Here is an 18015-nt window from a genome sequence, read left to right as displayed (position 1 = left end):
TCGTCGGTCGGGACCACGGTCCTGGCCCACCCCCGGCCGCCGGTGCCGGCAGAGTCCGCGAGGAGTCTTCCGGCATACGGCGCGCAGACCTGCCACCGAGAGGATCTCGTGAGCTTTCCCACCCACCGTCCGCGTCGCCTGCGCCAGTCCCCGGCGGTCCGCCGCCTGGTCGCCCAGACCCGGCTGCACCCCGCCCAGTTGATCCTGCCGGTCTTCGTCAAGGAGGGCGCCCAGGAGCCCACGCCGATCGGCTCGATGCCGGGCGTCGTGCAGCACTGCCTCGCCTCGTTGGAGCAGGCGGCCCGCGAGGCCGTCGCGGCAGGCGTCGGCGGGATCATGGTCTTCGGCGTCCCCACGGCCAAGGACGCCGTCGGCTCCGGCGGCACCGACCCCGAGGGCATCCTCAACGTCGCGCTGCATCGCCTGGCCGACACGGTGGGGGACGAGATCGTGGTCATGGCCGACCTGTGCCTGGACGAGTTCACCGACCACGGTCACTGCGGGGTGCTCGACGCGCGGGGTGCGGTCGACAACGACGCCACCCTGGAGCGCTACGCCGAGATGGGGATCGCCCAGGCCGAGGCCGGCGCCACCGTGCTCGGCCTGTCCGGGATGATGGACGGGCAGGTGGGCCACGTGCGCGCCACGCTCGACCAGGCCGGTCACCGTGACACCGTCGTCCTGGCGTATGCCGCCAAGTACGCGTCCGGGTTCTACGGCCCCTTCCGCGAGGCCGTGGCCAGCTCGCTCGTCGGCGACCGCAGGACCTACCAGCAGGACCCCGCCAACCTCACCGAGTCCCTGCGCGAGGTGCGCCTGGACGTCGAGGAGGGCGCCGACATGGTGATGGTCAAGCCGGCCCTGCCCTACCTCGACGTGCTGACGGCGGTCGCCGCCGAGTCCCCGGTGCCGGTGAGCGCCTACCAGGTGTCCGGGGAGTACGCCATGATCGAGGCGGCCGCCGCCAACGGGTGGATCGACCGGCAGCGGGTGGCCCTCGAGGCGCTGACCGCCATCCGCCGGGCGGGCGCGGAGCAGATCCTCACCTACTACGCCACCGAGGCGGCCGGCTGGCTCGGCTGAGCCGGCCCCAGGACCCCGAGTCCGGGTTCCGGGCGCGGGTTCCGGCGACGGGAGATGATCCGGTGCGGCAGCCGGGGGCCAGGGGCACTCGCTAGGGTGGACGGTCACACCGGGTCAAGACCACTGGCCCGATCGAGCGTAGGAGTGATCGTGTCCGAGCCGGTCCGTTGGCTGAGTCCCACCGAGCAGATGGCCTGGCGGGCCTACCTGCGAGGACAGCGGCTGCTTGAGGCAGCCCTCGACAAGGACCTGCAGGCGCACGGGGTGACCCTGCCGGAGTACGAGATCCTCTCGATGCTGTCCGAGCAGGGGGCCCGCTCGCTGCGGATGTCCGAGCTGGCCGCGCTCGTGGTGCAGTCCAGGTCCCGGCTCACCCACACCGCCAACCGTCTCGAGAGCCGCGGGTGGGTGCAGCGGCGCCCCGTCGAGGCCGACGGCCGCGGGGTCGAGCTGGCGCTCACCGACGCCGGCCTCGCCGAGATCCGGGCCATCGCCCCGGTCCACGTGCGCAGCGTGCGGGAGCACTGGCTCGACGCGCTCAGCCCCGAGCTGGTGCAGGCGCTCGGCGAGGCGATGACGCGGGTGCGCGACGACAACGGCACCTCCGCCCAGCAGCGGGACGAGGTCGACCGCATCCGCCGGGCCTGACGCGCGGACGCACCGGACGTCGTTTGGTGCCCCGGCGTCCCGGGCGTGAGACTAGGACCATGGCCACCTCCCTCCCGTCATACCCCTTGGACGCCCCTGCCTCGGAGGCGATGTTCGCCCGGGCGAGCGCCGTCATCCCGGGCGGGGTCAACTCGCCGGTGCGGGCCTTCCGGTCCGTCGGCGGGACGCCGCGGTTCATGGCGAGCGCCCGCGGTCCCTACCTCGTGGACGTGGACGGGCGGGAGTACGTCGACCTGGTCTGCTCGTGGGGCCCGATGATCCTCGGCCACCAGCACCCGGCCGTGCTCGAGGCGGTCCAGGAGGCGGCGACCAAGGGCTTCTCCTACGGCACGCCGAGCGAGAACGAGGTGCTCCTCGCCGAGGCGATCGTCAACCGGGTCGAGCCGGTCGAGCAGGTGCGCCTGGTGTCCAGCGGCACCGAGGCGACGATGAGCGCGCTGCGCCTGGCGCGCGGCGTCACCGGCCGATCGGCCGTGGTGAAGTTCGCCGGGTGCTACCACGGGCACGTCGACGCGCTGCTGGCGCACGCCGGGTCCGGTGTCGCGACCTTCGCACTGCCCGACTCCGCCGGGGTGCCGGCGAGCTCGGCGGGCGAGACGATCGTGCTGCCCTACAACGACGCCCGCGCCCTCGAGGAGGCCTTCCGCGAGCGCGGGGACCAGATCGCCGCGGTGATCACCGAGGCCGCGCCCGGCAACATGGGGATCGTGCCGCCGGCGCCGGGCTTCACCGCCACGATCCGGCGGCTGACCCGCGAGCACGGCGCGCTGATGATCACCGACGAGGTGATGACCGGCTTCCGCGCGTCGATCTGCGGGTGGTATGGCGTGGAGGGTCCTACGGAGCTGGGTGCCCCGGACCTGTTCACCTTCGGCAAGGTCATGGGGGGTGGCTTCCCGGCCGCGGCGTTCGGCGGGCGGCGGGACGTGATGGAGCACCTGGCGCCGACGGGCCCGGTCTACCAGGCCGGCACCCTGTCCGGGAACCCGGTCGCCACGGCGGCGGGCCTGGCGACGCTGCGGGGCTGCACGCCCGCGGTCTACGACCGGCTGGAGACGGCGGCGCACGCCGTCGCCGACGGGGTGACCGCCGAGCTGGCCGCGGCCGGGGTGGCGCACACGATCCAGTGGGCGGGGTCGATGTTCTCGGTGTTCTTCCGCGAGGGGCCGGTGCTGTCCTACGCCGACGCCCAGCAGCAGGACACCGCGGCGTTCGGGAGGTTCTTCCACTCGATGCTGAGCCAGGGGGTCCACCTGCCGCCGAGCGCCTACGAGTGCTGGTTCGTCAGCGCGGCGCACGACGACCTGGCCGTGGACCGGGTGCTGGCCGCGCTGCCCGCCGCTGCCAGGGCCGCCGCAGCCGGAGCAGGGACGAGGCAGGGATGAGCGCCATGACCGACCTGACCCGCACCGGCGAGCCCCGGACGGTGGTCCACGTCGTCCGCCACGGCGAGGTGCACAACCCCGACAAGATCCTCTACGGCCGGCTGCCGGACTTCCACCTGTCCGAGCTGGGCCGCCGGATGGCCGACCGGGTCGCCGAGCACCTCGCCGGCCGAGACGTCGCACTGGTCGTCGCGTCCCCGCTGGAGCGGGCGCAGGAGACGGCACGCCCGACCGCCGAGGCCTTCGAGCTGCCGGTGCTGACCGACAGCCGCCTCGTCGAGGCGGGCAACCACTTCGAGGGGCGCCGCTTCGGCCACGGGGCGGGCTCGCTGGCCCGCCCGGCGAACTGGTGGCTGGTGCGCAATCCCTTCACCCCCTCCTGGGGCGAGCCCTACCGCCGGATCGCGGCGCGCATGGAGGAGGCCGTCGACGCGGCCCGCCGCCAGGCCCCCGGCCGCGAGATCGTCCTCGTGTCCCACCAGCTCCCGGTGTGGACCCTGCGGCGTCACCTCGAGGGGCGGCCGCTGTGGCACGACCCGCGCCGCCGCCAGTGCGACCTGGCCAGCGTGACCAGCCTGCACTACGTCGGCGACCGGCTGGACTCGCTGCGCTACACCGCGCCCGCGGCGTCGCTGCTCGCTCCGGCGGACGACGACCAGGTGGGTGCATGACGGCAGGTCTGTCCTTCCGGCATACCCGCCGGAGCCTCCTGGCGATCCTGACGGCCGCGGTCGTCGCGACGCCGCTGGCCGCGTGCTCGGAGGACCCGGGGTCGGTCAACGCCCAGGCCCGCTCGGGCGACCAGAAGGGCTACCTGTCCGGCGACGGCACCATCGAGCGCCTGCCGGCCGCGCAGCGCAGGGCCCCGGTGACCCTCAGGGGGACCACCCTGGACGGGAATCCCTGGGACGCCGCCCGGCAGCGCGGCCACGTCGTCGTCCTCAACCTGTGGGCCTCCTGGTGCCCGCCCTGCGTCGAGGAGCAACCCCGGCTCACCGCGTTGTGGACCACCCTGCGCCGCACCCACCCGGACGTCGAGCTGCTCGGGGTGCACGCGGGCCGCGAGTCGGCCGACAACGCCCGCGACTTCGCCCGCGGCCACCAGGTGCCCTATCCCACGCTGGCGTACGACGGGCAGACCGTGCTCGCCCTGCAGGGCAAGGCGCCGTCGCCGCCCACCACCCTGGTGCTCGACGCCCAGGGCCGCATCGCCGCGCGGATCCTCGGTCCGGTCGCCTCCGAGCGCACCGTCGCCGACCTGATCACCGACGTGGTCGAGGAAGGCCGGTGATCACCGGCGCGACCGACGTGATCGCCGGCGGGGCGCTGCCGCTCGCCGCGCTCGTCGCCCTCGCCGCCGGGGCCGCGTCCTTCCTGTCGCCGTGCGTGCTGCCGCTCGTGCCGGGGTTCCTCGGCTACGTCACCGGGCTCGGCGACACCCGGCTGGAGGAGCGCCGCTCCCGGACGATGCTGCTCGGGACCGCGCTGTTCGTCCTGGGCTTCACCGCGGTCTTCGTCCCCCTCGTGGTCCTGGTGGTCTCGGCCCTGTCCGCCGCTTTGCAGGAGCACCATGAGGCCCTGGTGCGCGTGGGCGGCGCGGTGGTGCTGGGGCTCGCCGCCGTCTTCGCCGGGCTCGGCACCCAGCGGCAGGTCAAGGTCGGGTGGCGGCCCGCCGCCGGCCTCACCGGCGCCCCCCTGCTGGGCGCAGCCTTCGCCCTCGGCTGGACCCCCTGCGTCGGGCCCACCCTCGGCGCCGTCATGGTGCTCGGCAGCCCCTTGGACGGCGGCGCCGGACCGGTCGCCCGCGGCGCGGTCCTCGGCGTGGCCTACTGCCTGGGTCTCGGGCTGCCCTTCCTCGCGCTCGCCGGTGGCTATGCCCGGCTCGTCGGCGCCTGGACCGCGCTGCGCCGCCACCAGCGGGCCCTGCAGCTCGCCGGCGCCGCCCTGCTCGCCGTCCTCGGCCTGCTCATGCTCCTCGGCCTGTGGGAGCCACTCGTCTCCGGCCTGCAGCAGCGGCTCGTGGACCTCGTGGGAAACCCGGTGCTGTGATGCCTGCCTCCACCCCGCCTCCCGGCGCACCGGCGCGCGCCACCTCGTCTGCCGCCCGCGACGACGTGACTCAGCCCCGCCTCGGCGCCCTCGGCCTGCTCCGCTGGGCCTGGCGGCAGCTGACCAGCATGCGCACGGCGCTGCTCCTGCTCCTGCTGCTCGCCGTCGCGGCGGTCCCCGGCTCGGTGTTCCCCCAGCGTGGCATCGACCCGGTGCGGACCCGCACCTACCTGCAGCAGCACCCGGCCCTCGGCCCCTGGCTGGACCGCGCGGGCCTCTTCGACGTCTATGCCTCGCCGTGGTTCTCGGCGATCTACCTGCTGCTGTTCATCTCCCTCGTCGGCTGCGTCGTCCCCCGGCTGCGGCTGCTGTGGCGCGAGGTGCGCTCGCAGCCGCCCCGCGCCCCCCGGCGCCTGGACCGGATGCCGGAGCACCGGGTCGTGGAGCTGGGCGACGTGACCCCGGCGACCGCCCTCGCCGCGACGCGCGAGCTGCTGGCGTCCCGGCGCTACCGGGTGCGGTCCGACGACGCAACGACCGACGGTTCCCCCGGTGCCGGGCCCGCCTCCTCGGCATACGGCTCGGTCTCCGGGGAGCGGGGCTATCTGCGCGAGGTCGGCAACCTGCTGTTCCACCTGGCGCTGCTGGTCGTCATCGTCGCGGTCGCCGTCGGGCACCTGCTCGGGTGGCGCGTCGACGCGATCGTGCCGGTGGGGGAGACCTTCGCCAACACCACGAGCCAGCACGACACCTTCAGCAAGGGGCCCTGGGTCGACGAGGAGTCGCTGCCGCCGTTCACCGTGCGCGTGGACAAGGTCACCGTCGACTTCGAGACCGAGCTCAAGGGCAAGCAGTTCGGCCAGCCACGGTCCTTCGAGGCGGCCACCACCACCCGCGCCACCCCGGACAGCCCCGAGGTGCGGCAGCGGCTGGCGGTCAACGAGCCACTGAGCTTCGGGCAGTCCTCGGTCTACCTGCTCGGCAACGGCTACGCCCCGATCATCACCGTCAAGGACGGCCAGGGCCGACAGGTCTACCACCAGGCGACGGTGTTCCGCCCGCAGGACAACAACTACACCTCCACCGGCGCGGTCAAGGTGTCCGCGCTGCCGGACGGCAAGCAGCTCGGCTTCCTGGGGATGTTCGCCCCCACGATCTCCGACCAGGGGCTGCGGATGCGCCCGCAGAGCGACTTCCCGGCGCCCGTCGCGCCGGGCCTGCTGCTGGAGCTGTGGGAGGGCACGCTGTTCCCCGACGGGCGGCCGCAGTCGGTCTACACCCTGGACACCTCGCGGATGACCCAGCCCCGGCAGGAGTCCGGGCTCCCGGTCCGGGTCGCGCTGCGGCCGGGGGAGACCAAGGCCCTTCCCGGTGGGCGGGGGAGCGTGACCTTCGACGGCTACGAGCGTTTCGCCGGCCTGTCGGTGCGCCACGACCCGGGCAAGCCGGTGGCGCTCGCCGGGGCCGGGCTGGTGCTCGTGGGCCTGCTGATGTCCTTGCTGATCCGACGCCGCCGCGTCTTCGTGCGCATCACGACCCGTGACGGACGTACCCTGCTGGAGACGGCCGGCCTCGCGAAGAGCGAGGACCCGGGCCTGGCCGAGGCCGTCGACGACCTCACCGCCGAGCTCTGCTCGCGCCTGGGGGTCGAGGCGCCAGCCCGCACCACCGAGGAGAGCCCCCGATGATCCATCCCGCGCTCGCGCAGTACTCCACGCTGTGCGTCTACGCCTCGCTGCTCGTGCTGGGGGTCGCCTTCGTGGCCTTCGCCGTCGACCTGGCCCAGACCCGCCACCGGGCCCTGGGTGACGCCGAGGGCATGACGACCACCTCCGGCGGTGCGGCTGCGGGGACGACCGCCTCCGTGGGCGCCGCCGGCGGGGGGACCGACACCCTCGTGCGCACCGCCGCCGGGTCGTCCGCGTCGCCGGTCGCGCCCGCCCCCGGTCGGCGGCAGGCCGCGGGGATCGGGCTCGCTCTCACCCGTCTCGCCTCGTTGCTGCTCCTCGCCGCCGTCGCGCTGCGGGGTCTGTCGGTGATGCGCGCCCCCTGGGGCAACCTCTACGAGTTCCTGCTCACCGCGGCCATGCTCGTGGTGCTGGTCTACGTCGCCATGGGGCTGCGCCAGGACCTGCGCTGGCTGGGCGTCTTCGTGACCGGGCTGGCGCTGCTCGTCCTGGGCCCGGCCCTGACGGTCTACACCGAGGCCGGGCAGCTGATGCCCTCGCTGCGGTCCTACTGGCTCGTGGTGCACGTCTCCATCGCGATCCTCGCCTCGGCCATGTTCGCCATCGGGGCGGCGCTGTCGGCGCTCTACCTGGTGCAGGAGTCCGGCGAGCGGCGTCAGTCGGCCGGGGCCGCCCTCGCCGGCTGGCGGCGGACGCTGCTCGCCGCGGTGCCCGCCTCCCGCGTCCTGGACCGGATGGCCTACGGGCTGCACGCCCTGGCCTTCCCGCTGTGGACCTTCACCGTCATCGCCGGCGCCGTCTGGGCCGAGCGCGCGTGGGGCCGCTACTGGGGCTGGGACCCCAAGGAGGTCTGGTCCTTCATCATCTGGGTCGTCTACGCGGCCTACCTGCACGCCCGCGCCACGACGGGCTGGAAGGTCCGGCACGCCGCCTGGATCGCCCTGGTCGGTTTCCTGTGCATCGTCATGAACTCCTTCGTGGTCAACAAGTTCATGACCGGGATGCACTCCTACTCGGGGATGTGACCTGATGAGTCCCGGTGTGCGCTACACCCTCCTGCGGCTGCTGCTCTTCTTCGGCTGCTTGTCGGCCCTCGGGCTGGTGGGCCTGTGGGGCCCCCTGCTCGTCGTCCTCGCGGGCCTGCTGTCCATGGTCCTGTCGTTGTTCGTCCTGCGCGGTCCGCGCGACGAGTGGAGCGCCCGCATCCAGCAGCGGGTCGAGGGACGGCTGGCGGACCGGACGGGCGCCCACAAGGTCACCGACGAAGAGGTCGAGGACGCCGAGCTCGACCGCTGACCCCGGCCGGGACGGCGGGCTGGTCCTGGTCGTCCGCAGCGGGTGAGCGCGGCCTCCCGGCACACGGCCCGGAGGGTCAGCGGGCGGCGAGCCCGATCGCGAGGGTGAGACCGTAGGTGAGGCTGACGAGCCCCGTCGCGCCGAGCACGGCGACGAGCGCCGGGCCCTGCGCGCCGCCCAGCACCGAGCGGCAGGGCTTCACGGCAGGGACGAGGCCGAGGAGCGACGGCAGCGCCCACGGGTGCCCGGTGAGCGCGGCGAGGACCGAGCACCCGGCCGGCAGCGCCATCAGCGCGACGTAGCACCACCGCGTGGCCCGGTCGCCCATCCGCACCGCCAGGGTGCGCTTGCCGGAGACCCTGTCACCCGCGATGTCGCGCAGGTTGTTGACCACGAGCACCGCGGTGATGATCGAGCCGATGCCGACGGCGCCCGCCCAGGTGCCCGTGTCGGTGGTCCTGACCTGGGTGTATGCCGTGCACCCGGTCGCCACGAGCCCGAAGAACACGAAGACGAAGACCTCCCCGAGGCCGGCGTAGCCGTAGGGGCGCGGACCCCCGGTGTAGAACCACGCGGACAGCACCGCCGCGATCCCGACGCCGAGCAGCCAGGTCACGCCCGACAGCCCCATCAGCGCCAGGCCGGCCAGGCAGGCCAACCCGAAACAGGCGAGTGCTGCGTACTTCACGAGCGCCGGCGTCGCCAGGCCCTGGCCGACGAGCCGCACCGGACCGACCCGCTCGGCGTCCGTGCCGCGGATCCCGTCGGAGTAGTCGTTTGCGTAGTTGACGCCGACCTGCAGGAACACGGCCACGAGCAGCGCCAGCAGCGCCAGCCCGGCGTCCAGGTGCCCCAGCCCGGCCGCCGATCCGGTGCCGACGGCGACGGGGGCGAGCGCTGCAGGGAGGGTGCGCGGGCGGGCGCCCGCCACCCACTGGGAGATCGTGGCCATGAGGAGCATTCTCTCGTGCCCGGGCGGGTGCCCGGTGCGCGGCTCGCACGCCACTCGGGTGACCCGGACGAGGGTCGCGACCCGGTACCGGAACCGGGGCGAATCTTCGCGACGTCATACGGATGTCGATCCGCCAGGGGGGCGGGTCCCGTGGCGCCTCGGGCGCAGAATCGCAGGCCTTGATGGGCACCTTCGTCCTCGGAGTTCTCCTCCTCCTCGCCGGTCTGGCCACCCTCGCGGTGGCCCGCCGGGTCCGGCATCGGGCGGCCACGGACGGCGGCTCCACGCACGGGGCCACGGCCGCCACCGCGCCCCCGCCACCCGAGGGCGGGCCGGAGCTGGATCGCTGGCAGAAGGCCGCCAAGGCGCAGCGGCGCCGGGCCCCGATCGCCACGAGCGCCCCCGCGCCCGCCTGGATCCTCCCGCTCGCCGGGTGGGCGATGACCGGCCTGGGCGTCCTGACGCTGTTCCTGTCCACGCTCTACACCCAGGACGTAGGTGAGGCGATCGTCATGCGTACGCCGGGCGGCACCGTCGCGGGCGTCGACACCACGCCGGGCTTCTCGATGAAGGCGCCGTGGAACGACATCGTGAAGTACGACGTGCGCAACCAGGTCATCACCATGGCGGGGGAGCAGGGGGCCACCGACGGCCCGGCGATCAACGCCCAGACCAGCGACAACGCCACCGCCGCCGTCGACATCACCGTGCGCTACTCGATCGTCCCCGCCAAGGTCGGCGACATCTACTCGGCCTACCGCACCCAGGAGGGCCTGGTCAGCCGGGCCCTGGACGTGGACGTCCGCTCGATCGTGCGCGACGTGCCCGTGCACTACACCGCGGGCGAGCTGCGGCAGAAGCGTGCCCAGGTCTCCACCGACATCGCCAAGGAGCTGCAGTCGCGGTGGGAGCGCCTGGGCGTGACGGTCGACTCGGTCGACTTGCGCGACATCCGCTATCCCCAGGAGATCGAGCAGTCCCTCGCGGCCGTGCAGACCGCGCGTTCGCGCGTGGAGTCCGCCCGCGCGGAGCTCGAGTCCTCCAAGATCAACGCCGAGAAGGTCAAGACCGAGGCCCAGGCCCAGTCCGACTCGGACCAGATCATCCGCTGCGGCGCCATGTCCACGACGGTCAAGGAGATGATCGCCGGCAAGGAGGTCGCCTCCGTCAAGGTCGTCCCGGTGCCGCCCGCCCAGTGCCAGAACCGGCTCAACGAGCAGGTCCTCACCAGCAAGTACATCGACATGCTCAAGGAGGCGGCGGCCAAGGGCAACACGATGTACGTCGTCCCGCCCAGCCAGTCCGCGCTGCTGCAGCTGCCGGCCCCGGCGAACGCACCCGCCACGCCCAAGCGCTGAGCGTCGCGTCCCGGGCGGGGACGTCCTACTCCGTCAACAGCTCTCGTGCCGCTGCGCGGTCCGGCTTGCCCGGGCCGCGCAGCGGCATCTCGGCGACCAGCCGCACCCGACGGGGCAGCGCGTGGGCGGGCAGGTGCGGACGCAGCAGCTCGCGCAGGGCGGGGACCTCGTCCGGTCGCTCCCCGGCGCCGGGCTCGCCCACGAGCAGGACCCCCACCGCCTGGCCCCAGTCGGGGTCGGGCACCCCGACCACGAGACACTCCCGGATCCCGGCGACGTGGGCCAGGACCGCATCCTCCACCACGCGCGGGGCGACCTTGAGGCCGCCCGTCGTGATCAGGTCGTCCGCCCGCCCCAGGACCGTGAGCGTCCCGTCGGCCGCCACCTCGCCCAGATCGTCGGTGCGGAACCACCGGGTGCCCCGCTCGTCCGTGGTGAGGACCTCTGCGCTCAGGTCCGGGCGGCCCAGGTAGCCGTCCATCACCACCGGACCGCCGAGCTCTACGCGGCCCTCGCGGGTGAGGCGGACGGCGGTGGCCGGGAGCGGCGTCCCGTCATACACGCAGCCGCCGCAGGTCTCGCTCATCCCGTAGGTGCGCACGATCCGCAGCCCGGCCGCGACCGCCTGCGCGTGGACGCTCGCGGGGAGCGCGGCGCCGCCGACGAGGATGGCGTCGTAGCTCGCGGCCGCCTCGGTCCCGACGGGGGACGCCAGCAGCCGCAGGAGCTGGGTCGGCACCAGCGAGGTGTGATGCCGTATGCCGGGAGTCAGGCGGGCCGTCGCCTTTGCGAACACCTCGGGCTTGAACGGCCCGTCGGGCATCGCGACCGGAGCGTGCCCGGCGAGCAGGGACCGGGCCAGGACCTGCAGCCCCGCGACGTGGGTGGGCGGCAGCGCGAGCAGCCACTGCGCGTGGCCGCCCAGGTGCTCGGCCGTGGCCTGCCCGGACGCCCGCACGGCGGCCGCCGACAGGACCGCTGGCTTGGGCGTGCCCGTCGACCCCGACGTGCCCACCACGACGGCCGCGCCGGCGGGTGACGCGGCGGTCACCCCCGACGGGCACACCGCCGGGCCGGCGCCGCTCAGCGCCCGCTCGAGCGGACCCAGGTCACGCACGGCGTCGGCGGGGGAAGAGGACGGGGGCCAGGCGACGAGCTGCACCCCCGCACGATAGGGCAGGGCGCCGGTCGACGGCCGGGCTGCGACGGCCGGGCTGCGGTGAGCGGCGGCCGATCGCGGGCTGCGGCGGGGGGTGTCCCTATGTTCTTCGTCAAGCGGCGAGGGGCGTGGGTGCGGGCGCTGGGGCGCGGTAGGTCTCGTGGTTGCGGAGCATGGCGTGCAGGACGTCGCAGCGTCGTCGGGCGAGGCAGATGAGTGCGGCGTTGTGCTTCTTGCCTTGGGCGCGTTTGCGGTCGTAGTAGGCGCGGCTGACGGGGTCGAAGCGCAGGGCCGCAAACGCGGATAGGAACATGGCTCTCTTGAGGTGCTTGTTGCCTGATCGGGCGGGGAACTCCCCGCGGATGCTGGTGCCGGAGCGTCGCGTGACGGGGGCCAGGCCGGCGTACGCGGCGAGGTGTCCGGCGGTGGGGAAGGCCGAGCCGTCACCGACGTCGAGCAGGATCCGGGCTGCTGTCCTGACTCCGACGCCGGGCATCGAGGTCAGGACCTCGGCAAGAGGGTGGGCATCGAGGACTTTCTCGACCTGGGTGGCCAGATCGGCTCGTTGGGCCAGGGTTGTGCGCAGCGTCGCGGCCAGGTGTGGCAGGACCTGCTCACCGGCGGTGGTGCCGGCCACGACCACGGTCTGCTCGGACAGGGCCGCCATGATCGCGTCGGTGAGCTCGCCCGCGCCACGGGGGTTGGCCTTGGTGATGACGCGTGCCAGGCGTGCGCGCCCGGCGCGGGTGATGCCTTGTGGGCCGCCGAGGTGTTCCAGGACGGCCAGGCCGGCCTTGGTGGCGATCTTGGGTCCGAGGACTCGTTCGAGGGCGGGGTGGAACTGGGTGAGCAGGCCACGGATCCGGTTGCTGAGGCGGGTGGCTTCGGCGGCGAGGTCGTCGTCGAATCCGACCAGGACCTTCAGCTCGGCCAGGGCCTCTTCGCCGACGTCCACGCGGCGCAGGGTGTGGGGCATGGTGCGGGCAGCGTCGGCGATGATGAACGCATCGCGGGCGTCGGTCTTGGCGTTGCCCGGGTGCAGGTCGGCGATGCGGCGCATCGCCAGCCCAGGCAGGTACGCGACCGCGATCCCCATCGAGCGGGCCACTGCGATCGGCAGGGCGCCGATGGTGTTGGGCTGGTCAACGATCACCAGGACCCGACCCCGGGCGGTCAAGGTCGTGAAGAGTTCTTCCAGCCGTGCCTGGTCCTGGGGTAGGGCCTTGTCGAAGACCTTGTTGCCCGCGCAGTCCAGGGCGCAGGCGTGGTGGTCTTGCTTGCCAACGTCCAGCCCGCACCAGATGTCGTAGCCGATGTCCTCGCTCATGACGGTGACCATCCTTGCATCGCAGGACCGGTCGCCAGGCTGTGGTGAAGCGTCAGCTGCCGGCACCCACGTTACGAAGAGACCTCATCTTGGGCCGTGTCCCTATCAGCGGTCAGACCGACGCCACCAGGCCCGGTGACAACACCCCCCGGATCATGGAAGAGACAGGGGCGGTAAGTCATGCCGGGCCCGGCGACCGTGACCCCGCACCGCGGGGCCACCAGCAAGGTAACGGGGCGTGCGCGCCCGGGCGGGGCGGCGCGACAATGGGCCGCATGACCCAGACTCCTCGCCTCGCCGTCGTCACCGGAGCTTCCAGCGGGATCGGCGCCGCCACCGCGCGCCGCCTCGCCGACGAGGGCTACCAGGTGATCTGCGCCGCCCGCCGCACCGACCGGATCGAGACGCTCGCCGCCGAGATCGGTGGCCGGGCGGTCACCTGCGACGTGAGCGACCAGGCCGACGTGGCTCGCCTCGCCGCCGAGGTGGGCGACCGGCTCGACCTGCTCGTCAACAACGCAGGCGGCGCGCTGGGCACCGAGACGGTCGCGGACGCCGTGGTCGACAAGTGGCGGGCGATGTACGAGTCCAACGTCATCGGCGCGCTGCAGGTCACCCAGGCGCTGCTGCCCGCCCTGCGCCCGGTCAAGGGCGCGATGGTGGTCTTCGTGTCGTCCATCGCCGGCCTCGGGGTCTACGAGGGGGGTGCGGGCTACTGCGCGGCCAAGCACGCCGAGACCGTGATCGCCGAGACGCTGCGGCTGGAGGCCGTCGGCGACGGGGTGCGCGTCTGCGAGATCGACCCGGGCATGGTCCGCACCGAGGAGTTCTCGCTCGTCCGGCTGGGCGGGGACCAGGCCGCCGCGGACAAGGTCTACGAGGGTGTGGCGGAGCCGCTGGTCGCCGAGGACGTCGCCGACGCCATCACCTGGATCGCGACGCGACCCGCCCACGTGAACGTCGACCGCCTGGTGCTCAAGCCGCAGGCGCAGGCAGCGCCGCACAAGGTGATCCGCAGGTCCTGAGCCTGCGGACCGGACCGCGCCTCGCGGCCCGGTCCTAGGTCTGCAGGTGCTGCGGCTGCTCGGCGAGGCGCTTGATGGTGAGCAGCATCTCCCTGCTCATGACGAAGCTCACCGGCTCGATGACATAAGGACCGCCCGTGAGCCGCTCGACGAGCCCGTCACCGTGGGCATAGGCGTTGCGCTCGATCAGCCGGGTGCGCCCCTGCGAGAGAGGCCGCAGGTGATAGGACCACACCGTGCTGGGCAGCAGGTCGGTCTTGTCCGGTACGCCGGCGAGGACCAGGTGGGCTCCGGGCTGGACCCGGGCCACCACGAGCGGGGGCAGCTGAGGGTGGAGCCGGACGTGGTCGCCGGTCCGGATGTGCTGGAGCTCGGGCACGATCCGGGCCACCGACTCGTCCAGGCTCCCGGCGAGCTGCTCGAGCAGGTCGTAGCTGTAGAACCCGGCCCGGCCGCGACCCAGCTGCGCCAGCCAGGGCCACACCCGCTCCGCCGGAGCCCACACGGTCACCGCACGGGTCGACCGCCAGTCGACGTCACGGATCAGCTCGTCACCGGGCAGGAAGGCCTTGGTCTCCTCCGGGGTCGCGCCCCAGGTGCGGCGCTCCTGGCTGTGGATCGGTCCGGTGGCCAGGTGGGCGGCCATCCGGGCCGCCCCGGCGAGGTTGTCCCGCAAGCGGTCTACGCGTCCCATGGGGCCAGCCTAGGAGGCCATCCCGTCACCGAGGAGGTGGGGGGCAGCGGCCCGCGCGCGAGGGGGATGGCAGGCGCGGGCCGCCGCGGTCAGTAGGGGCGGTAGGGGCCGCCGGATCGCAGGCTCTTGACGCCGGGGATGTCCGACAGGCTGCCGTAGCGGGCGGTGCCGTAGCGAGCGCCGGCACAGATCTGGGCCACCGGGTCCTTCGGGTCGCGGCGGTTCGGGAGCGCGTGGGCCTCGAAGGTCGGGCCGATGGTCTGCATCAGACCGAACGAGGGCATGCCCGCCGCAGCGTTGGTGTCCCACGTGTTGACGCTGCCCGGGCTGCCACCGGACTCGTTGAAGATGACGATCGCCAGGTCCTCGGCGTCGTGGGGCCCGCGAGGCTGGCCGGCGCGGTAGAGCTCGTCCAGGGCCTCACCGATCCAGGCGCTCACCTCGGGCGTCACGGACCACCCGTTGCCGATGACGGGGGTACCGACCTTGATGGTCGGGACGGCGCGCCCGTCCTTGAGGCGCACGAGGATCCCCTCGGCCAGGCCTCGGCGGGTGTCGGCCGCGTCGAGCCGCTGGGCCTGGTCGCGCAGGGTGGTCAGGGACCTGATCGAGGCGGCATGCGCGTCGGCCGCCGCTCGCAGCCGCTTCTCGGCCGCGAGTCGGGCCTGGTAGGCCGCGGTGGTGGCCTTCTGCCCCTCCAGGGCCGGGCCCGCGACGCTCGCAGCGACGCCGGAGGCGCCGTGGGTCACGGCCTGCCGCGCGACCGCGGTCAGGCCTCGGCGGGCTGCCTCGAGGCTGGGGGTGGTGTGGTCGTCGGCGACCTTGGCCCAGGCCGCCTCGGCGCGCTCGGCGTCGGCCCGGGCCGCGATCAGGTCGGCGCGGGTGCGGTCGTAGGTGGCGTGGGCCGCGGTGAGCTGGCTCTTGGCGGCCCGGGTGGCGGCGCTGTCGATCTCGCGGCCGGTGAGCAGCGCCTGAGGCACGGTCACGGGGCGCATCAGCCGGGCGATGCTCGCCGCGCTGGAGGCGCGGGCCGACCGGGCCGTCGACCGCGACGCACGCATGCCGGCGTGGCCGCGGTCCAGCATCGGCTGGGCGGCCTGGATCGAGCTGCGGGCGGTGACGGTCGGGGCGGACTCCGTGAGCTGGGAGGCGGCAGCCGTGGTCGCGCCGGCCACGAGCGTGGCGGCGGCGATCGTGGGCGGCGACACGACGCGCGTGGTGCGCGCGATGTTGCGGTGGCGAGGGGAGTAGCGCATGAGGACCGTTCGTGGAGCTTGGGGGACCGGGTGCGACGACGCCCGAGCGGGTGAGCACCCGCTGCCGACGTCGTGCCCCGACCATAAGCCCTGGCGCGCGTGTCTGAAAAGGCGGGTTCGTGACGTCCCGTCCCGATAGAGCCACTCTTGTGGCGGTATTAGGGCCTGTTACCACCGTAGTCTGTGACTGAGCGTAGTCTTACCACCCGAAAGGGGTAGGCCGACGGGAGCCGGTCGGCTCAGAAGTACCAGGGGTAGGGCGACCAGTCGGGGTCGCGCTTCTCCAGGAACTGGTCACGGCCCTCGACCGCCTCGTCGGTCATGTAGGCCAGCCGGGTCGCCTCGCCCGCGAAGACCTGCTGCCCCACGAGGCCGTCGTCGACGAGGTTGAAGGCGAACTTGAGCATCCGCTGGGCCTGCGGGGACTTGCCCATGATCTCGCGGGCGACCTGCAGCGCCTCGGCCTCCAGCTCGGCGTGGTCGCTCACGATGTTGACCGCGCCCATACGGTGCATGTCCTCGGCGGTGTAGGTCCGGCCGAGGAAGAAGATCTCCCGGGCGAACTTCTGCCCCACCATGCGGGCGAGGTAGGCCGAGCCGTAGCCCCCGTCGAAGGAGCCCACGTCGGCGTCGGTCTGCTTGAACCGTGCGTGCTCCCGGGAGGCCATCGTCAGGTCGCAGACCACGTGCAGCGAGTGACCTCCGCCGGCCGCCCAGCCGTTGACCAGGCAGATGACGACCTTGGGCATGGTCCGGATCAGCCGCTGCACCTCGAGGACGTGCAGCCGACCTCCCTCGGCCCTGGCCCGCAGCTCGTCGACCCCGCCGGCGGTCACGTCCCCGGTGGCGTCCTTGGCGTACTGGTAGCCCGACCGGCCCCGGATCCGCTGGTCCCCGCCCGTGCAGAAGGCCCACCCCTGCGTCTGAGCCGACTTGCCCGGGGTCGGGTGCGGCCCGTTGCCCGTCAGCAGCACCACCCCCACGTCGGGGGTGCGGCGCGCGTGGTCGAGGGCGGTGTAGAGCTCGTCCACGGTGTGCGGGCGGAAGGCGTTGAGCACCTCGGGCCGGTCGAAGGCGATCCGGACCACCCCCGAGCTCGGCCCGTCGCCGTTCGCCCGGTGGTAGGTGATGTCGGTGAACCCGAAGCCGGGCACCTCGTGCCACCGGGAGGGGTCGAAGGTCTCGCTGACGTGCGGAAGGGCGCTCACCGGCCCGAGGATAGCCGCGACGCCGCAGGAACGGGCGCCCGCCGCGGCGGCCGACATACGCTGGCCGCATGCCGATCCCCGAGTTCGTCGTCGAGCTGCGCCGTCACGTCGGGCACGACCCCCTGTGGCTCGTCGGGGCCACGGCCGTGGTGCTGCGCGGCGAGGGTCCCGCCGAGGAGGTCCTGCTCGTCCGCCGCGCCGACACCGACGAGTGGAGTCCCGTCACCGGGATCGTCGAGCCGGGGCAGGAGACCCACGACACCGCCGTGCGGGAGGTCCTCGAGGAGGCCTCGGTGGTCGCGGAGGTGGAGGCCCTGGTGTGGGTGTCCACGACGGAGCCGGTGACCCACGTCAACGGCGACCAGGCGCAGTACGTCGACCACACCTTCCGGCTGCGCTGGGTGTCCGGGGAGCCTGCGGTGGGCGACGACGAGAACCACGAGGCCCGCTGGTGGCCGACCGCGGCGCTGCCGCCGATGCGTCCGCACTTCGGGGACCGGGTGGCCGTGGCGCTGTCCGACCCGGACGTGGTGCTGCTGGGGAACCCACCGGTCCGCCCCGGGCGCTGATCCGCCGGTCAGGTCTGTCGAGGATCGGGCGCCGTCGCCCCGTGCCACACCGCCCACAGGCTGAGCAGCGTGAGCACCCCGCAGACCACGGCGGTGACCAGGTAGACCAGTCGTCGGTGCTCCCACTGCCCATCGCCGGGGTGGGCGGTGCGGGCCCGGGCGACCTTGCCGGAGTAGTGCTGGAACCACAGCTCGTCGGGACGCAGCGCGCCATACGTCGCGACCGCGGTGAGCACGGCGAGCACGATGACGAAGACCATGGCGGACCTTTCCGTCCGGGGCGGCGGCGCGGGGCGA

19 protein-coding genes are annotated in these 18015 nt (G+C 73.5%); 12 read left to right on the top strand and 7 right to left on the bottom strand.

Going from position 1 to position 18015, the window contains the following annotated elements; all coding sequences use genetic code 11:
• The first annotated feature begins 108 nt into the window (after nt 1-108).
• The 9 genes from hemB (at nt 109) to ACK2IS_RS13505 (ending at nt 8170) form a co-directional block, all read left to right on the top strand.
• Nucleotides 109-1083, top strand: a complete 975-nt coding sequence (hemB, locus tag ACK2IS_RS13545; RefSeq protein WP_409483821.1) for a porphobilinogen synthase — start codon at nt 109-111, stop codon at nt 1081-1083.
• A 150-nt stretch (nt 1084-1233) separates the two neighbouring features.
• The gene (locus tag ACK2IS_RS13540) at nt 1234-1731 is read left to right on the top strand and encodes a MarR family winged helix-turn-helix transcriptional regulator (protein WP_409483820.1); all 498 of its coding nucleotides are present in this window, start codon (nt 1234-1236) and stop codon (nt 1729-1731) included.
• A gap of 59 nt (nt 1732-1790) precedes the next feature.
• Nucleotides 1791-3137 (top strand): glutamate-1-semialdehyde 2,1-aminomutase, encoded by a 1347-nt coding sequence (gene hemL / locus ACK2IS_RS13535; protein ID WP_409483819.1) that lies wholly within the window; start codon nt 1791-1793, stop codon nt 3135-3137.
• A 5-nt stretch (nt 3138-3142) separates the two neighbouring features.
• A complete protein-coding gene (locus ACK2IS_RS13530) occupies nt 3143-3808 on the top strand; it encodes a histidine phosphatase family protein (RefSeq protein WP_409485678.1) in 666 nt (221 codons plus the stop codon).
• Nucleotides 3805-4428: a TlpA family protein disulfide reductase gene (locus ACK2IS_RS13525; RefSeq protein ID WP_409483818.1), complete on the top strand. Its 624-nt coding sequence runs from the start codon at nt 3805-3807 to the stop codon at nt 4426-4428. Before ACK2IS_RS13530 ends, ACK2IS_RS13525 begins: the two co-directional genes overlap by 4 nt.
• On the top strand, nt 4425-5186 hold the full coding sequence (locus ACK2IS_RS13520; protein ID WP_409483817.1) for a cytochrome c biogenesis CcdA family protein: 762 nt from the start codon (nt 4425-4427) through the stop codon (nt 5184-5186). Before ACK2IS_RS13525 ends, ACK2IS_RS13520 begins: the two co-directional genes overlap by 4 nt.
• 65 nt (nt 5187-5251) lie before the next feature.
• Entirely contained in the window at nt 5252-6874 is a 1623-nt protein-coding gene (locus ACK2IS_RS13515; RefSeq protein WP_409483816.1) for a cytochrome c biogenesis protein ResB, read from the top strand.
• Entirely contained in the window at nt 6871-7899 is a 1029-nt protein-coding gene (ccsB, locus tag ACK2IS_RS13510) for a c-type cytochrome biogenesis protein CcsB (RefSeq protein WP_409483815.1), read from the top strand. Before ACK2IS_RS13515 ends, ccsB begins: the two co-directional genes overlap by 4 nt.
• Nucleotides 7900-7903: 4 nt before the next feature.
• Nucleotides 7904-8170, top strand: coding sequence for a DUF4229 domain-containing protein (locus tag ACK2IS_RS13505; protein ID WP_409483814.1), 267 nt, complete (start codon nt 7904-7906; stop codon nt 8168-8170).
• Nucleotides 8171-8246: 76 nt separating this feature from the next.
• Here ACK2IS_RS13505 and ACK2IS_RS13500 read toward each other — a convergent pair whose 3' ends face one another.
• Nucleotides 8247-9122 carry a 1,4-dihydroxy-2-naphthoate polyprenyltransferase gene (locus ACK2IS_RS13500; protein ID WP_409483813.1) on the bottom strand — a complete coding sequence of 292 codons (876 nt, stop codon included), beginning with the start codon at nt 9120-9122 and terminating at the stop codon, nt 8247-8249.
• A gap of 182 nt (nt 9123-9304) precedes the next feature.
• Between ACK2IS_RS13500 and ACK2IS_RS13495 the strand changes: the two genes are divergently transcribed.
• Nucleotides 9305-10480 carry a prohibitin family protein gene (locus ACK2IS_RS13495; RefSeq protein WP_409483812.1) on the top strand — a complete coding sequence of 392 codons (1176 nt, stop codon included), beginning with the start codon at nt 9305-9307 and terminating at the stop codon, nt 10478-10480.
• A 25-nt stretch (nt 10481-10505) separates the two neighbouring features.
• Here ACK2IS_RS13495 and menE read toward each other — a convergent pair whose 3' ends face one another.
• Both menE and ACK2IS_RS13485 read right to left on the bottom strand, forming a co-directional pair.
• A complete protein-coding gene (menE, locus tag ACK2IS_RS13490) occupies nt 10506-11642 on the bottom strand; it encodes an o-succinylbenzoate--CoA ligase (protein WP_409483811.1) in 1137 nt (378 codons plus the stop codon).
• Nucleotides 11643-11751: 109 nt separating this feature from the next.
• Complete coding sequence (locus ACK2IS_RS13485; RefSeq protein ID WP_409482884.1) at nt 11752-12966, bottom strand: IS110 family transposase; 1215 nt, start codon at nt 12964-12966, stop codon at nt 11752-11754.
• 275 nt (nt 12967-13241) lie between these two features.
• On the opposite strand from ACK2IS_RS13485, the gene ACK2IS_RS13480 reads away from it, so the two are divergent.
• Nucleotides 13242-13991: an SDR family oxidoreductase gene (locus ACK2IS_RS13480; protein WP_409483810.1), complete on the top strand. Its 750-nt coding sequence runs from the start codon at nt 13242-13244 to the stop codon at nt 13989-13991.
• A gap of 34 nt (nt 13992-14025) precedes the next feature.
• On the opposite strand, the gene ACK2IS_RS13475 is transcribed toward ACK2IS_RS13480, so the two are convergent.
• The 3 genes from ACK2IS_RS13475 to ACK2IS_RS13465 all read right to left on the bottom strand — a co-directional run bounded on the left by ACK2IS_RS13475 (nt 14026) and on the right by ACK2IS_RS13465 (nt 17149).
• Entirely contained in the window at nt 14026-14685 is a 660-nt protein-coding gene (locus ACK2IS_RS13475) for an SRPBCC family protein (protein ID WP_409483809.1), read from the bottom strand.
• An 89-nt stretch (nt 14686-14774) separates the two neighbouring features.
• On the bottom strand, nt 14775-15941 hold the full coding sequence (locus tag ACK2IS_RS13470; RefSeq protein WP_409483808.1) for a transglycosylase SLT domain-containing protein: 1167 nt from the start codon (nt 15939-15941) through the stop codon (nt 14775-14777).
• Between the two features lie 239 nt (nt 15942-16180).
• Complete coding sequence (locus tag ACK2IS_RS13465; RefSeq protein WP_409483807.1) at nt 16181-17149, bottom strand: 1,4-dihydroxy-2-naphthoyl-CoA synthase; 969 nt, start codon at nt 17147-17149, stop codon at nt 16181-16183.
• Nucleotides 17150-17217: 68 nt separating this feature from the next.
• On the opposite strand from ACK2IS_RS13465, the gene ACK2IS_RS13460 reads away from it, so the two are divergent.
• Nucleotides 17218-17718 carry an NUDIX hydrolase gene (locus ACK2IS_RS13460; RefSeq protein WP_409483806.1) on the top strand — a complete coding sequence of 167 codons (501 nt, stop codon included), beginning with the start codon at nt 17218-17220 and terminating at the stop codon, nt 17716-17718.
• Nucleotides 17719-17726: 8 nt separating this feature from the next.
• On the opposite strand, the gene ACK2IS_RS13455 is transcribed toward ACK2IS_RS13460, so the two are convergent.
• Nucleotides 17727-17978: a hypothetical protein gene (locus ACK2IS_RS13455; protein ID WP_409483805.1), complete on the bottom strand. Its 252-nt coding sequence runs from the start codon at nt 17976-17978 to the stop codon at nt 17727-17729.
• Nucleotides 17979-18015: the final 37 nt, after the last annotated feature.

It is taken from the genome of Arsenicicoccus dermatophilus, assembly GCF_046267915.1.
Taxonomy (GTDB): Bacteria; Actinomycetota; Actinomycetes; order Actinomycetales; family Dermatophilaceae; genus Arsenicicoccus; species Arsenicicoccus dermatophilus_A.
This window is presented reverse-complemented; position numbering and strand designations above follow the sequence as displayed.